At 41.6% G+C, this 15,947-nt stretch carries 17 protein-coding genes; 14 read left to right on the top strand and 3 right to left on the bottom strand.

All coding sequences use genetic code 11. The features are described 5' to 3' along the window. The first annotated feature begins 89 nt into the window (after positions 1 to 89). From BM043_RS08925 to BM043_RS08875, 11 genes are all read left to right on the top strand, one after another. Positions 90 to 812 carry a YceI family protein gene (locus BM043_RS08925; protein WP_092790843.1) on the top strand — a complete coding sequence of 241 codons (723 nt, stop codon included), beginning with the start codon at positions 90 to 92 and terminating at the stop codon, positions 810 to 812. A 63-nt stretch (positions 813 to 875) separates the two neighbouring features. Next, entirely contained in the window at positions 876 to 2,126 is a 1,251-nt protein-coding gene (locus BM043_RS08920) for an anthranilate synthase component I family protein (protein WP_092790841.1), read from the top strand. Further along, positions 2,101 to 3,201 carry a DNA polymerase IV gene (gene dinB / locus BM043_RS08915; protein ID WP_262481165.1) on the top strand — a complete coding sequence of 367 codons (1,101 nt, stop codon included), beginning with the start codon at positions 2,101 to 2,103 and terminating at the stop codon, positions 3,199 to 3,201. The genes BM043_RS08920 and dinB overlap by 26 nt, the downstream gene beginning before the upstream one ends. Positions 3,202 to 3,401: 200 nt before the next feature. Continuing rightward, on the top strand, positions 3,402 to 3,629 hold the full coding sequence (locus BM043_RS08910) for a hypothetical protein (protein WP_092790839.1): 228 nt from the start codon (positions 3,402 to 3,404) through the stop codon (positions 3,627 to 3,629). Next, positions 3,626 to 3,871, top strand: a complete 246-nt coding sequence (locus BM043_RS08905; protein ID WP_092790837.1) for a type II toxin-antitoxin system RelE/ParE family toxin — start codon at positions 3,626 to 3,628, stop codon at positions 3,869 to 3,871. The genes BM043_RS08910 and BM043_RS08905 overlap by 4 nt, the downstream gene beginning before the upstream one ends. Before the next feature lie 225 nt (positions 3,872 to 4,096). Continuing rightward, the gene (gene miaB, locus BM043_RS08900) at positions 4,097 to 5,575 is read left to right on the top strand and encodes a tRNA (N6-isopentenyl adenosine(37)-C2)-methylthiotransferase MiaB (protein ID WP_092790836.1); all 1,479 of its coding nucleotides are present in this window, start codon (positions 4,097 to 4,099) and stop codon (positions 5,573 to 5,575) included. Further along, complete coding sequence (locus BM043_RS08895; RefSeq protein ID WP_092790835.1) at positions 5,572 to 6,861, top strand: sigma-54 interaction domain-containing protein; 1,290 nt, start codon at positions 5,572 to 5,574, stop codon at positions 6,859 to 6,861. Before miaB ends, BM043_RS08895 begins: the two co-directional genes overlap by 4 nt. Then, positions 6,845 to 7,384 carry an LPS assembly lipoprotein LptE gene (gene lptE, locus BM043_RS08890; RefSeq protein WP_092790834.1) on the top strand — a complete coding sequence of 180 codons (540 nt, stop codon included), beginning with the start codon at positions 6,845 to 6,847 and terminating at the stop codon, positions 7,382 to 7,384. The genes BM043_RS08895 and lptE overlap by 17 nt, the downstream gene beginning before the upstream one ends. Positions 7,385 to 7,414: 30 nt before the next feature. Then, on the top strand, positions 7,415 to 8,167 hold the full coding sequence (locus BM043_RS08885) for a hypothetical protein (protein ID WP_092790833.1): 753 nt from the start codon (positions 7,415 to 7,417) through the stop codon (positions 8,165 to 8,167). 4 nt (positions 8,168 to 8,171) lie between these two features. Next, positions 8,172 to 8,543: a preprotein translocase subunit SecG gene (secG, locus tag BM043_RS08880; RefSeq protein ID WP_092790832.1), complete on the top strand. Its 372-nt coding sequence runs from the start codon at positions 8,172 to 8,174 to the stop codon at positions 8,541 to 8,543. A gap of 155 nt (positions 8,544 to 8,698) precedes the next feature. Continuing rightward, positions 8,699 to 9,640 carry a sterol desaturase family protein gene (locus BM043_RS08875; protein WP_092790831.1) on the top strand — a complete coding sequence of 314 codons (942 nt, stop codon included), beginning with the start codon at positions 8,699 to 8,701 and terminating at the stop codon, positions 9,638 to 9,640. Positions 9,641 to 9,665: 25 nt separating this feature from the next. On the opposite strand, the gene BM043_RS08870 is transcribed toward BM043_RS08875, so the two are convergent. Next, positions 9,666 to 10,373, bottom strand: a complete 708-nt coding sequence (locus BM043_RS08870) for a hypothetical protein (protein WP_092790830.1) — start codon at positions 10,371 to 10,373, stop codon at positions 9,666 to 9,668. Positions 10,374 to 10,597: 224 nt separating this feature from the next. Between BM043_RS08870 and BM043_RS08865 the strand changes: the two genes are divergently transcribed. The 3 genes from BM043_RS08865 to BM043_RS08855 all read left to right on the top strand — a co-directional run bounded on the left by BM043_RS08865 (position 10,598) and on the right by BM043_RS08855 (position 13,101). After that, positions 10,598 to 10,876: a co-chaperone GroES gene (locus BM043_RS08865; RefSeq protein WP_092790829.1), complete on the top strand. Its 279-nt coding sequence runs from the start codon at positions 10,598 to 10,600 to the stop codon at positions 10,874 to 10,876. 39 nt (positions 10,877 to 10,915) lie between these two features. Then, complete coding sequence (gene groL, locus BM043_RS08860; RefSeq protein WP_092790828.1) at positions 10,916 to 12,547, top strand: chaperonin GroEL; 1,632 nt, start codon at positions 10,916 to 10,918, stop codon at positions 12,545 to 12,547. Between the two features lie 164 nt (positions 12,548 to 12,711). Further along, entirely contained in the window at positions 12,712 to 13,101 is a 390-nt protein-coding gene (locus BM043_RS08855) for a response regulator (protein ID WP_092790827.1), read from the top strand. 4 nt (positions 13,102 to 13,105) lie between these two features. Here BM043_RS08855 and BM043_RS08850 read toward each other — a convergent pair whose 3' ends face one another. After that, entirely contained in the window at positions 13,106 to 14,230 is a 1,125-nt protein-coding gene (locus tag BM043_RS08850) for a serine hydrolase domain-containing protein (protein WP_092790826.1), read from the bottom strand. 2 nt (positions 14,231 to 14,232) lie between these two features. Continuing rightward, on the bottom strand, positions 14,233 to 15,510 hold the full coding sequence (locus tag BM043_RS08845) for a metal-dependent hydrolase family protein (protein ID WP_092790825.1): 1,278 nt from the start codon (positions 15,508 to 15,510) through the stop codon (positions 14,233 to 14,235). Positions 15,511 to 15,947 lie beyond the last annotated feature (437 nt).

Here is a 15,947-nt window from a genome sequence, read left to right as displayed (position 1 = left end):
GATATTTTTTTTGAGCTCCATGAACTTTTTTCTGGAAAAGCAGTTTGCGTGTATATACATCTATTATTGAAACTAAATCACAACAAATTATGAAATTGATCACTCAAACTGGTCTTTTCTTGGCTTCAGCACTACTTATCGTAGCATGTGGAGCACCAAATGAAACCGTCGAAACTTCCGATGCTCAAGAAGTAGCAGAAGCCACTGGCGCTACGTTGACCTTGGATCCTGCTGCATCTACCATTGCATGGACAGGATATAAGCCTGCTGGAAGACATTTTGGCAAAATCCCAGCAACTACTGGAACTCTGGCTGTTGAAGGCGACAAGATCACAGGCGGATCATTCACTTTTGATATCACTGGTCTCAAAATCGAAGACTTGGAAGAAGGAAGTGAGGATTACGGCAAACTATGGGGACACCTACAGTCAGATGATTTCTTTGATGCCGCAAATCATCCTACGGCAACTTTCGAAATCACAGGTGCTGAGCCTTTCGGTGCAGATGATGTCATCGCCGACAAAGAAGAATTTGAAACTGAGTACACTCCAGCTGCCGACAGTGAGCTTTCTCCTGAGGCACCTACGCATTGGATCAGTGGTAACTTAACCATGAGAGGTACTACCAAAAATATCAAATTCCCCGCTACGGTAAATATCGCCGATGGTACCGTAACTGCTATGGCCGGTTTTAACATCGATCGTACCGCTTGGGGTCTTTCTTATGGTGACGAATCTGATGCTGTTGACAAAGCTAAAGATCAGTTTATCTACAACACGGTTTCTTTACAACTAAACGTAAAAGCAAACTAAGATTTACCAAACTTATTTAAGAAAGAGGAATTCTTACGGATTCCTCTTTTTATTTTTGTGCCAATGGAATCAGCCCGGTACAGCTACCGCCCTTTGACAGATCACTGGAAAATTAACTTACTCCAATGGATCGATCAATCGTACTCGCATTTTTGTTGGACAGACGGGAATAACTATAAATATCCTCAGGGAAGTTTTCAAACCCAGCTATTAGCCGGAAATCGCGAATTGGGTGAGGAGGAAATTTGGAAGACTCCTAACTCTAAACGGGCTGGGATTATTTCCTACGATTTCAAAAATCAAATTGAAAAGCTCAAATCCACCAATCCGGAGTTTTTCTCATTACCTGACCTTTGTTTTTTTGAAGCGGAATTTGAATTAGTCCTTGTGGAAGGCCAATTTCGATCCAGTCAGCCGATTCCGGATTGGATTTGGGGAAATAATCCCAATAGAATTTCAAACAATCTTGTTTCTTTTTCGCCTCAAATAGACAAAGCCACCTATCTCGACCGGTTTGCAGAAATCCAGCAGGAAATCATTGAAGGCAACACCTATGAATTAAATTTTTGTCAGGCTTTTGAAGGAGTTTTTGAAGAATTTAACCCAATCGACGCATACCTAGAGCTAAATCGAATTTCTCCCATGCCTTTTTCTGCACTTTTTAAGGCTAATAAAAAATACTTGATTTCAGCCTCTCCTGAACGCTTTATAAAAAAAACCGGATCTCAATTAATCGCCCAGCCCATCAAGGGAACTGCTAAAAGAAATCCTGATCCAACGATCGATCAACACAATCGGGAGCGTTTGAAAAACTCTGAAAAAGAGAAAGCCGAAAACCTGATGATCACCGACTTGATGCGCAATGATCTTTCTAAGGTTTCAAAAACCGCTTCGGTTAAGGTTCCCGAACTTTTCGGTATTTACGCTTTCCCAAAGGTCTTTCAGATGATCAGTACCGTTTCGTCGGAATTAAAGCCGGATATTTCATTTGAAGAAATCATCAAAGCGACCTTTCCCATGGGAAGTATGACCGGTGCTCCAAAAATCAAAACCATGGAGATCATCGAAGAAAAAGAATCCTTTAACCGAGGATGGTTTTCCGGAGCTTTGGGAATCATAGAACCAAATGGAGATTTTGATTTTTCAGTCATCATTCGGAGTATTATCTGTGATTTAAGCATAAAAAAACTGTATTTTGGAGTGGGCAGTGCGATCACAATAGACGCTGATGCAGAATCTGAATATGAGGAATGCCTGCTCAAAGCCGAAGCTATTTTCAAAACCTTACGTGGAGAAAACTACACACCCAACTGAAGAAATCCGAAAAATCATCCATGTGGATATGGATGCCTTTTACGCTTCGGTGGAGCAGCTAGACCATCCCGAATGGAGAGGAAAACCGCTCGTGGTCGGTGGAAATGCCGCCCGTGGAGTGGTAGCTGCAGCTAGCTATGAAGCCCGTAAATTTGGAATTCACTCCGCCATGTCTTCCGTGCTTGCCGCTCGGAAATGCCCGCAATTGATTTTTGCCCGGCCGAGGTTTGACCGATACAAGGAAATCTCTTCGCAAATCCGGGATATTTTTTACGAATATACCGATTTGGTCGAGCCGCTTTCCTTGGATGAGGCCTTTCTGGATGTGACGGAAAATAAATTGGGGCTAAAGTCAGCCATCTTGATCGCAAGACAAATCCGTGAAAAAATCAAAGAAAAAACCGGTCTGAATGCCTCTGCTGGTGTTAGTTACAATAAGTTTCTCGCTAAAACTGCCTCAGATCTCAATAAACCCAATGGGCAGGCAGTGATTTTACCCGAGGAAGCCGAGGCCTTTTTAGAAAAACTTCCGATCGGTAAATTCTTTGGAATCGGAAAAGTCACCGCAGAGAAAATGCAAAATCTCGGCATCCATACCGGTAAGGATTTGAAAGAATTTTCCCTTCAGTTTCTGACCAAAAAATTTGGGAAATCCGGGCTTCACTATTTTAATATTGTTCGGGGAATTCATCTTTCAGAGGTGCAGCCTCATCGGGTCAGAAAAAGTCTCAGCGCAGAAAATACCTTTGAAAAGGATCTGATCACCTTGGCGGAAATGGAAGAAAACCTTTTCCCTATTTTCGAGGAAGTCATTCGCAGAATCGAAAAAAGCGGCATTAAAGGCCGTACTGTCACACTCAAACTCAAATACGCTGATTTCACACTACAGACGCGCAGCAAAACCTTGGAGCAATATCCCGATACAGATCAGATTTGGCAGGTAAGCGTGGAATTGCTGCATCAAGAAGAAATCCCTAAACCTGTCCGCCTTTTGGGCTTGGGACTTTCCAATCTAAATATCACCGAAGAACAGGTTCATTTTGGGGAGCAGTTAAAAATTCCTTTTAAACTTTAATTGATAGAACAGGGATTAAAACCGTTTGTCGCTCAATATTTAAAATAAAAGGCCGAGATCTTTTCTCCTGTTGAAAAATCACAAACTTCGACAAGAACAACTAGATTAAGATTAACTTAAAAAATCAAAGACCTCTAAATGACGTTTAATGGATAAATTGAAGTAGATAAAACCTCTTAAATTTGTAACTTTAAATCATTATGAAATCGATAGATATAAAAGAGGAATTAAGAACCCTGATTGAAAAAGAAAATGATCTTCAACTACTTGAAGATATAAAGTATTTACTTGAAAAGTCCGGGTTTGATCCAGCTCTTAAAAACAAACTCACAGCAAGAGCTTTAAAATCAGAAATTGACATTAAAGAAGGCAGAACCTTTTCAATAGATGAATTTAAAGATAAGCTGAATGACAGATTTGGGGGATGAAAGTCATTTTTACCGAACAATCTTTTAAAAGCCTTGAAGAATCTCTCCAGTTTCTAATGGATGATCAGCAAGTTCCTGAAGAAAAGGTAACTAAGATTGGTAAGAAATTGATAAAAAAAGCGTCAAACCTTGCTGAAAACCCCTATTTGGGATCTATTGAAGAATACCTAAAGCATTTAGAAAAAGGCCACAGAAAATTGATTGAAGGTAACTTTAAAATAATCTATCGGGTAGAAGAATAATATATATACATCACGGATTTTTTTGACACCAGGCAATCTCCTGAAAAAATGAAGGGCTGAAAAATTTGGGACATGTGCTCTATTCAATCAAGGAGAATATTTTAAGAAAAAAACAGGTTCATTTTGGGGAGCAGTTAAAAATTCCTTTTCACAATAAATAAGAGCTTGAATCCTGCCATTTTGTCCGTTTTTTAGTAATTTTGCAAATTCATAATTCAAGCTTGAATGAACGAGTTAATTAAAGATATAGATATTATTACCGGTGAGGAAGCGCATGCGGTGGACTACAAAACCACCGTTGAGGAGAATACCGGAAAAGCCAAAAAAATATACATCGAAAGTTATGGCTGTCAAATGAATTTTTCCGATTCGGAAATAGTCGCCTCGATCATGAAAGAAAACGGCTACGATACGACCTCGGATTTTCAGCAGGCGGATGTGGTTTTTCTTAATACCTGTTCCATCCGCGAAAAAGCCGAACAGACGGTGCGAAACCGACTCAATCATTTCAATGCCGTCAAAAAACATAAACCTGAGATGACCATCGGGATTTTAGGTTGTATGGCGGAGCGATTGAAGGACAAATTACTCGAAGAAGAGAAAATCGTAGATGTAGTCGTCGGACCTGATGCCTACCGAGATCTACCCAATCTAGTCAACGCTGCAGAAGATGGGCAAAAAGGCGTCAATACCTTCCTTTCGCGAGAGGAAACTTATGCGGATATTGCTCCGGTACGCTTAAATTCCAACGGGGTCACGGCCTTTATTTCCATCATGAGAGGCTGTGACAATATGTGTTCATTCTGCGTAGTACCTTTCACTCGGGGGAGAGAGCGAAGCCGTGATCCACATTCGATCATAGCTGAGGCTCAAGATCTATTCAGCCGCGGATTTAAGGAGGTGACGCTTTTGGGTCAAAACGTTGATTCCTACAAATGGTCCCCGGAAGAAAACAACAAAGCCCGGTTGAACAAAAAAGAAGAGGAAGTAAGCCAAGTAGTCAATTTTGCCAATTTGCTGGAAATGGTTGCTCAAATCAGCCCCTTGCTCCGGGTTCGTTTTTCAACTTCCCATCCCAAAGACATCACTGACGAGGTGCTTTACACGATGAAAAAGTACGACAACATCTGTAAATATATTCACCTTCCGGTACAGTCAGGAAACAGCCGGGTCCTCGAACTGATGAACCGAACCTATGATCGGGAATGGTACCTGAATCGGGTGAAAGCAATTCGTGAGATTCTCGGAGAAGAATGCGGGATTTCTTCAGATATGATTGCGGGATTCTGTACCGAGACTGAAGAAGAACATCAGGATACCCTAAGTATCATGGATATTGTCCAATATGACTTTTCCTACATGTTTTTCTATTCGGAGCGTCCGGGAACTTTGGCCGCCAAAAAATATGCGGATGATATTCCTTTGGATGTTAAGAAACGACGTTTGGCCGAAATCATCGAGAAACAAAATAAACTTTCTTACGAACGAAATAAGTTGGATGTAGGCCAAGAACAGATCATTCTGATCGAGGGCACCTCCAAAAAATCACAAGTTGAGCTTAAGGGTAGAAATTCGGCAAATAAGGTGGTAATCGTACCTGCGGCCGGATTGAAGCTCGGTGATTATGTCAAAGTAAAAATCACAGATTGCTCACCAGCTACACTTTTCGGGGAGGTTTTGGAAATTAATCCTGCTTTAGCATGATTACCCCACAGGAAATACAAAGTGTCAAGCAGCGCTTTGGGATTATTGGAAATAGTCCCTTGCTCAACCATGCCATTCAGGTGGCCATGCAAGCCTCGCCCACCGATATGACTGTGCTGATTACTGGAGAAAGCGGAAGTGGAAAAGAAAGCTTCTCTAAGATTATTCATTCACTTTCGCTTCGAAAGCACGGCAAGTTCATTGCGATCAACTGTGGAGCAATCCCTGAAGGTACGATTGATTCCGAGCTTTTTGGTCATGAAAAAGGGTCTTTTACCGGAGCACATGAGGCCCGAAAAGGTTATTTTGAAGTGACTGATGGAGGTTCGATCTTTTTGGATGAAATCGGAGAAATGCCCTTAGGAACTCAAGCCCGACTCCTTCGAGTACTCGAAAACGGAGAATTCATTAAAGTAGGCTCTTCAAAAGTTCAAAAAACCAATGTCCGGGTCATCACAGCCACCAATGTCAACCTGATCAAAGCGGTAGAAAAAGGCAAGTTCCGAGAAGACCTCTATTATCGACTGAATACCGTACCGATTTTTGTCCCTCCGCTTCGAGAAAGAGGAGAAGATATGGTGTTGCTATTCCGAAAATTCACCTCTGATTTCTCCGAAAAATACCACGTGAGGCCGATCAGTCTAACTGCTGAAGCACAGTCCGTCCTGATGCGTTATCCCTTTCCGGGAAATATTCGTCAGCTGAAAAATCTAGCTGAGCAAATTTCACTTTTGGAAGAGGAACGTGAAGTGGACGGTCCTACGCTTTCCCGATACCTTCCAGCCGACAATTCTAGGCTTCCTGTTGCCCTGACAGGAGGAAATCGAGATTCCGAAGCCATGGATTTTTCTGAGCGGGACATTCTCTACAAAGTCCTTTTTGACATGAAGAAGGACATGAATGAGCTTAAAAAACTGGTGTTGGAATCCTACAAAAGCGGTGGCCTGAATCAGAGCATTATTCAAAAGCACAGCGAGCTTTTCGAAGATATGGACAGCAATCTCAAGCCTTCAGAATCTCATGATGGTGGAACGAGTTACATGCCTTTGGTACTCGAATCTCAAAAATCTTCCAATCAAGATCCCGATGAATACGAAGAGGAAGTTATCGAGGACATCATTCATGAGGAAGACGATAATTCGCTTTCTTTAGAAAAAAAAGAGAAAGAAATGATCCTAAAAGCACTACGAAAGCACAACAATAAACGTAAATATGCTGCGAGCGACTTGGGAATCTCCGAGCGCACACTTTACCGAAAAATCAAACAGTATGAAATTGATCAATAAACTTTCGTTTTTTCCACTTTGGTTGATCCTTTTGGCATTTTCTGGCTGTTCGGTTAGCTATAGTTTTACAGGAACGAATATCAATTATGAATTGGTGAGTTCTTTTTCGATTGCCAATTTTTTCAATGATTCCGGTGCAGGACCTGCCAATATTGAGCAGCGATTTACAGAGGAGTTGAAAGAATTTTATCAGCGAAATACACAATTGGAATTGGTTCGTACCAATGGTGACCTGCAATTTTCCGGAGCAATCAAACGTTATGCTTTAACCCCACAAGCGGCTGTTTCGAGTGGAAATCCCAATCAGCCAGATCGTGCGGGACAGATGCGACTGACCATAGGTGTAGAAGTAGAGTATATAAATTTAAGTAATGAAGAAGAAAATCTAACTCAGACTTTTTCTTTCTTTAGCGATTATGACCCTCGAACTACCACCCTGCTGGATGAAGAAAATCGACTGATTGACGAAATTTTCGATCAAATCATCCAAGACATCTTTACTGCCACGGTTGCCAACTGGTAATTTCCTATCTTAATCCCCAAAAGCAAGACTGTGAACGCAAGCCAATTTCAAGAAATCCTCAATCGGGAGTCAGATATCGGAAAGACTGAAATCCTCCAGTTGAAAAAAATTCAGGAGAATTTCCCCTATTTCAACATTCCTCATATTCTCAATGCCCGATACGAATATCAAAAATCCGGCGAACTCCCGATGAGTCTGGGTTTGGCAGCCATTACCAGTCCTAACCGAATTTACTTAAAAACCCTAGTTGAAGCACCGCTGACAAAATCCAAATCAGGGAATACCGAAGATCTGCTACCAGAGGAAAGTAGAGAAAAACCTGATCCCGCTTCCCGAACCCAATCTTTACTTAAGCTCAGTGAAAACCTTCGTGGTGATCAACCGAAATCATCAGACTCTAAGCCAGAAGACAAACCGAAGAAAAGAACTCGAAGACCTGGTGCGGGAGAAGACTTGATCGAATCGATCAAGAAAAAAGAAAAGAAAATAATCCTGGATGATAAGAAAAAAGAGCAAATAGACCTGATCAAGGCATTCAGCAAAAAAGAAATCAAACTGGCCACGATCAAAGAAATCGAGGCCAATCAAAACAACGAAAATCTGGCTGAATCCAGTACCAAAATCAATGACAATCTGATTTCAGAAACTTTTGCCAACTTACTGGTCAAGCAAGGAAAAACCTCCAAGGCGATAGAAATTTATAAAAAATTGGGTTTGAAGTTTCCAGATAAAAGGGCTTACTTTGCGGACTTGATCGAAAACTTGAAAAATTCTAATAAATAACAGTATGTTCACTTTATTAATCAGCATCATTTTAGTTCTAGCCGTATTGCTTATTCTGGTGATTTTGGGACAAAACTCCAAAGGTGGGGTAGGTGCTGCATTTGGCGGTAGCGCCTCACAAATTATGGGGGTGACCCGTACCGGAAATGTACTTGAGAAAGCCACTTGGGTTTTAGCAGTATCGATTTTGGTACTTTCGCTGGTTTCTTCTGCTTTTTACACAAGCAGTCAACCAAACCAGTTTTCTTCTCCAAATATTGAGAATGCCAGACAACAAGTAGTCACTCCAGCTTTTGGTGAAAACGAAGAGGAAGGAATCTTGCCAGCCAATCCAGAAGAAGAATCCATCATCCCAGATACCACCGGAAACCAATAACTAGTTGCTGAGGAAAAATTTAAAAATAATATTGAAGTCCGCCCTAGACAGGCGGACTTTTTTATTTATTTTAGTTGATAGTTAAATTAAAAAAGAACTTATCCGCGTTGTATGTAACGGATATTCAAAGCAAACTAACAGTCAACTGAAATTTTATGGACAAAAAGCCTTTAAGCCTAGAAGATTTAAATTTAGAATCTTGGCCTAACCTGATTCTTTGGGCAGCACCAATTATGTTTTTGTTGGTATTTATCGAATGGGGCATCAGCTGGTACCAAAAAAAAGACACCTATGACACCAAGGATTTCTTTGCGGCCGCTACGATCGGTTTCGTCAATGTAGGAATCAGTGCCATGATCAAATTAGCCACTTTTGGAGCGGCCTTGTTTTTCTACAATATTTCACCGTTTACCATCCCTTCCACTTGGTGGTCCTTTATCCTTTGTTTTATTGCCATAGACTTCGCTCGGTATTGGGCACATCGGATCGCTCATGAGCAACGGTTTTGGTGGGCTACTCATATCACCCATCACAATTCTTCCAAGTACAATTTCTCGGTTTCATTCCGTCTGGGATGGACACAGCACATCAAGATCATTTTCTTCTTTCCGGTGATGTTTATGGGATTTGATCCTTTTGTGTTTTTCATCTGTCATCAGATCGCGGTATTGTATCAGTTTTGGATTCATACAGAATACATCACCAAGCTTCATCCGGTGATCGAGTACGTCTTTACCACACCATCACACCACCGTGTTCATCATGCGAGTGATGAACATTATTTGGACAAAAATTACGGGTCCACCTTTATTATTTGGGATCGGATGTTTGGCACATTTATGCCGGAGGGAGAGCGGCCAAATTATGGCATTACCAAGCCGGTGACTTCTTATAATCCCGTTTATTTAGTATTTCATGAGTGGCGAGATATTGTCAGGGATCTGACCAAAGCAAATAGCCTAAAGGAAGCTTGGAGAATTCTTTTTGACAAACCCGGAGCAGAGGTCATTGCTAACCGAATCAAACAAGAAAATCTAGTCAAACCCATTGAACCAACAGATTCAGAGAAAAAAGAAAAAATATTGGAGGCCATATAGCCTCCATTTTTTTGTAGATCAGTTTTTATTGGACCCGTTGAAGCAGCAGCCGCTTGCTGAGGGGAATCAATGTCTCATCCAGCGGAATTTCATGGGCACTGTGCACTCTCCATGTTGCAGGATTGGGCAGCTCCTTTACTTCTTTGATCAATTCGAGTTTTAAAGCTTCGAGCGTTCTGAAAAGTGTCTTTTTAAACAGCCCCAAAAACCACATGGAAATGCTTCTAAACCGCTCACCGGCTAGCTGCAAGAGCCCCGACCGATAGCGATATGCCATCACCTCCGAGGATTGCTCGCGAGTCAAAAAGACGAAGCCTTCTCTGGTGTATAGCGGCTGGATTCCCACCGGCTCCAGCTCGACTTGATTCTCTACAAAATTGTAGATTTCCCTTCCTTCACGGATTTGCTTTTCGAGTCGGGGAAGGGCAAATGTTGTAATTTGGGTGATTTCTTCAAGGACTTGGTGGTCAGGTTCCTGAGGATGATAATGAAGTTTGCTGTTTTTGAGATCTACATGAGAAATGGCCTTGGGAAAGAGATCCGCCAATTTGCTTTTACCCGATTGAAAAGCATCGAGATGTCGGTGATGCTCGATCAAATCACTCAACGAGGGATAGAGCTTTACCGCTTGAAACTGTTTCTCAGTTTCCTGCAGATAGGCGAGTAATTGATACTTTTTGTATTCAAAATCAATCAATCCTTCTGTCATCCAATTTTTAGGCAATGTTTTCATAGGGTTTAATAGAATTATCGGTAAAAATTTAAACAAAATCTGACAGGATTTCCAGCACTCAGCGAAATTTTGGCAGACAGAATGAGAATGATTCCTTTCCAGATTATTCCAAAAGCATGGGGAAATCCGACTATTTGTCAGCCTTTTTGTCAAAAAAAACCTTGGCACAGATCTCGCAAAAGAAGGTTTAGCATTTTAATCTAACCTTTAAACGATTTCATATTATGTCAAAAGTGAACATCAAGCCTCTTGCAGACCGAGTGCTAGTACAGCCTGCTGCAGCCGAAGAGAAAACCGCATCCGGACTTTACATCCCGGACACTGCCAAAGAAAAACCTCAAAAAGGTACCGTAGTTGCGATTGGTAATGGCAAAAAAGATGAGCCCTTGACTGTGAAAGTTGGAGACACGGTTTTGTACGGAAAATATTCCGGTACAGAGCTAAACGTAGACGGTTCAGACTACCTGATCATGCGTGAGTCTGATATCTTCGCGATCCTTTAATTAATCACCAAGAACATTTAAAACAAAAATTCAAAAACAATGGCTAAAGAACTATTTTTCGACACAGACGCTAGAGACAGACTGAAAAAAGGTGTCGACGCTCTAGCTGACGCAGTAAAAGTGACACTCGGACCTAAAGGCCGTAATGTCATCATCGATAAAAAATTCGGAGCTCCTATGATTACCAAAGATGGGGTGTCCGTAGCAAAAGAAATCGAATTGGAAGAGCCAATTGAAAACATGGGTGCGCAGCTCGTGAAAGAAGTGGCTTCCAAAACTGCCGACAATGCTGGTGACGGTACTACTACCGCTACAGTATTGGCACAATCTATTTTCAATGTAGGGATCAAAAACGTAGCAGCTGGTGCAAATCCTATGGACCTCAAAAGAGGTATCGATAAGGCTGTTGCCGCTGTAGTAACTCAATTGAGAGCCAACTCCAAGCCTATCTCCACTTCAAAAGAAATCGCTCAGGTGGCCACTGTATCTGCCAACAATGACGAAGAAATCGGTAAAATGATTTCTGACGCAATGGACAAGGTAGGTAAAGACGGTGTCATCACAGTAGAAGAGGCAAAAGGAACGGAAACTGAAGTGAAAACTGTCGAAGGTATGCAGTTTGACAGAGGATACCTTTCTCCTTACTTCGTGACCAACACCGAAAAAATGGAAGCCGAGCTTGAGTCTCCTTACATTTTGATCTATGACAAGAAGATTTCGTCAATGAAGGAATTGCTTCCTGTCCTAGAGCCTGTAGCTCAGTCCGGCAAACCTTTGGTTATCATTTCCGAGGATGTTGACGGCGAAGCGTTGGCTACCTTGGTAGTAAACAAAATCCGTGGTGCACTGAAAGTGGCAGCGGTAAAAGCTCCTGGCTTTGGCGACAGAAGAAAAGCCATGTTGGAAGACATCGCAATTTTGACCGGAGGAACTGTCATCTCTGAAGAGCGAGGTTTCAAACTGGAAAATGCTACTGTCGACATGCTAGGTAGAGCAGAGAAAATCAATATTGACAAGGACAATACAACCATCGTCAATGGCTCTGGAGATGCTAATGCGATCAAAGGACGTATTTCTGAAATCAAAGCTCAAATCGACAAAACTACTTCTGACTACGACAGAGAAAAATTGCAAGAAAGACTTGCGAAACTATCTGGCGGAGTAGCTATCCTATATATCGGAGCGGCTACAGAAGTAGAGATGAAAGAGAAAAAAGATCGTGTAGACGATGCATTGCATGCTACCCGAGCTGCTGTGCAGGAAGGTGTAGTCGTAGGTGGTGGTGTGGCTCTAGTGAGAGCAGCCGAAGCCCTTACCGACCTAAAAGGCGAAAACGAAGACCAAGACACAGGTATCAACATCATCAGACAGGCAATCGAGTCTCCTTTGAGAACGATCATCCTCAATGCTGGTGGCGAACCTTCTGTGGTAATCAATAAGATCCGTGAAAATAAAGGAAACTTTGGATTCAATGCCCGCACCGATCAATATGAAGATCTGTTCAAAGCCGGTGTAATCGATCCTACTAAAGTGACGAGATTGGCTTTGGAAAACGCAGCTTCTATCGCCGCACTTCTATTGACTACCGAATGTGTGGTAGCTGATGTTAAAGAAGACGGACCTTCCATGCCTCCAATGGGTGGCGGCGGAGGAATGGGCGGCATGATGTAATCCCATTTCATACCTATTAAAAGGAGGCAAGTAGCCTCCTTTTTTTATTTCAAATGAAAATGATTTGAAATCAATTAAAAAAAAGCTTCATAATGGTTTTACTTGCAATCGGAATAATCGTATTTTGGCCTATAGAGAAACCGTTTTTGACTTTTGATTAATCAATGATTTATTTCGATGCAATTTTTCTGGTAGACGATGATCCGATCAACAATCTGATCAATAAACGTCTACTCAAAAAAATGAAATATTCGGAGAATATCTATGAATTTTTGGAAGCTGAAAAAGCTTTGGAAAATATTGCCTCTCTCCCCCCTACTCAATCTATCATGGTGTTTTTAGACATCAATATGCCGGTCATGAATGGATGGGAATTTTTAAATGAATATTTGATCCAATTTGAGAATCGAAAAGATAAAATTGTGATCCTTTCCAGTTCGATTGATTTTCAGGATCGTCAGCGAGCCATGGGCTACGATATCGTCAGTGGTTTTTTAGAAAAACCTCTAACGCTTGAGAAGATTGAATCTCAGATGAAAAAATACCAAGTATAACTTTTTAATCCAGTATCAATGGAGCTAGTCGATCCCACATATCCTGAATCAGGGTAAAGGGAATTTCTGTTGAATTAGGACTAGACCCCATTCTAATAATCACCAAATTCTTCGAAGGAATAACCATCAGGAATTGCCCGTTTAAGCCCATAGCCTGATACATATCCGAAGGGGCAGATGGAACTAATGGACCCTCAAATCCTTGCTGAATACCAGGAAGCATGTAGGAATTTTGTCCATTGAGCCAAGTAAGATATCCATAGCTGGAATTTAAATTTTGACTGGGCGTAGTCATAGAATCAAAAAAATCCGCTGATCCAATTTGAACCCCATTCCAATTTCCTTTAGCCAACAAAAACAAACCAAATCGTGCCATGGAACGCGGGGTGCTGTAAAAAACATTATTCCGTCCATTTTTCTGCCAAAATCCCTGCATACCTATGGGATCGCCAATCTTTGATTTAAAATAATCCGCAAAACTCATCTCGCTAGCAGATTCCAGTACTCGATCCAAAATCGTGTAAGGCGCATTATGATAGCTCCAGCGAGTTCCTGGCTTGGCTTTAAACTTGAGATCATCAGATACCGTACTATTTGGATTGGAAACCTGATGATCCAAACCAGTGGTCATACTGAGGTGATGAATAATTTTTATTTTCCGTTCTTGTGAATTGGACATGGCCGTCCAGCCTTTTCCCAAATATTTTTGACTGCTATGATTCAATTTAAGGATCTTTTCCTGTTCAGCTATCCCAATCAGAGCCGCAGTCAAGGTTTTCCCAGCAGAGGCCCAATACCAAAATGATTCTTGATTCATTGCTCCCATACCGGTTAGTTTATTACCCCAGTGTTCCTCAATGACCAGTTTACCATCCTTTAACACGATGAATGACCGGGTATTGGTCGTCGAGATCCAAGCCAAAAACTCTCCAATATTTTCTTGATCAAACCCCGCTTCAATCAAGCTCATCTTTTCCCACTCAGAAGAACTGTTTGGAGGGAAATATAAATCTGAAATAATGCTTTTCTGGGCAAAAGAAAGTGAAAATGAAAGGAAACTCCCTATAAAAATCAGGAGTTTAAAGTAAGTTTGAATACGACTTTTTATCAATCGAAGAATCTTACTCATGACTATTTCTTTACTATTTTACCGTCTTTCATTACAAAAACCACTTCCTTCATCACCTCAATATTCTCAGAAGGATCACCATCCACGGCAATAATATCGGCTAATTTCCCCGGCTCAATGGTTCCTAATTTATCCTCAATACCTAGCAATAATGCTCCATTAAGTGTCGCTGATTGGATGGCCTCAAGATTGTGCATTCCCACTTCGGTCATGTACTGAAATTCACGGTAATTCTCTCCATGAGGAAAAACACCCGCATCGGTGCCAAAGGCAATTTTGACTCCTTTTTTATAAGCTTTTCCAAAAGTCTCCTGGATTTGGGCCCCGATTCGCATCGCCTTATCCCGGACGATAGGAGGATAGTAACCTGGAATTTTGGCATACTCGGCAGCTGACATTCCCGCAGTCACTGTGGGGACATACCAAGTTCCCGCTTCTCGCATCATATCCATGGTTTCCTCCTCCATCATAGTGCCATGCTCGATGGAGTGAATCCCCGCTTTAATCGCCCGCTGCATTCCTTCATCTCCATGCGCATGCGCCGCGACATGAATTCCAAAATCTTTGGCTGTCTCCACTACCGCATCGATTTCATCCTGCTGAAATTGAGGAGCAGACCCATCTCTGGCGACAGAAAGCACTCCACCTGTGGCAGTTATTTTAATGACGTCCGAACCATATTTGACTGCCTGACGCACGGCTTTTCGAGCATCATAAGGTCCATTGATTACCCCTTGGTCAGGTCCCGGATCGCCCATCAACTCACGCTTTACGCCATTTGTCGGATCCGCGTGACCTCCTGTCGGAGCGATGGATTTTCCGGCGGTATATATCCGTGGACCTACAACCAAGCCATTATTGATGGCATTTCTCAAAGCGATATTCACCCCTGATCCACCCAAATCTCTGACGGTAGTAAAACCCGCCATCAAAGTGATTTTGGCATAGGGCAAAGCCTTGTATGCTACATCGGCTTCGTTGTCACGGAAACCATCCACATAGCGCGTAGGACTTGTCTGTCCTTCGATGTGGACGTGCATATCCATCAAGCCTGGCATGACCGTTTTAGTTTTCAAATCAATGACCTGATCTTCATTTTCACCAGAATGGTAGCCTGATCTGATTTCCACAATCTTGTCTTCTTCGACGATGATGGTTTGCTCTGTCAAGACTTTCATTTCCCGCACATCAATCAATTTTCCGGCTTGGATATAGGTTTTTTGAGCTAATGAGGCAAAAGCAATTAAAAAAGCTAAAGTGGATAGAACTATCTTTTTCATAGATGGTGATGTTTTTAGAAGGAGAAATATAGTTAAAAATTGGTTTAGGCAAATCAAATCTTCAAGTGCTTTTGGGGTATCGAATAGGCTTATCATAAGTTAGATGAAATAATCAACGGCGATTTAATTAAAATCATAGTCAAAAACACTGATTTGAATCCCATTTTTTACTAACTTGAAATTTACACAAAATCAATCCATGACTGGAGGAGCGGGATTTAGTAGATCAAGTATGCAGTCCTTTAAGGACAATCACTCACTGGGGAAAGTTAGACCCCAATTGAAAATAGAGGAAAAATCACGAAGTGGTAAAAACGCCTCTAAAAAAGATATTTCCCTTGCTTTCCATTTGCACCAAGAACAAAGGCAAAGAAGTTACCTAAAAAAGAATGTTCTTTCTTGGTTAATTTTTATTCTACTGATGGCTTTTTTAATCT

Origin of the sequence: Algoriphagus hitonicola, from assembly GCF_900113375.1 — a bacterium.
GTDB lineage: Bacteria > Bacteroidota > Bacteroidia > Cytophagales > Cyclobacteriaceae > Algoriphagus > Algoriphagus hitonicola.
Note: the sequence above shows the minus strand (reverse complement) of the source record. Positions and strands in the feature narration are given on the sequence as shown.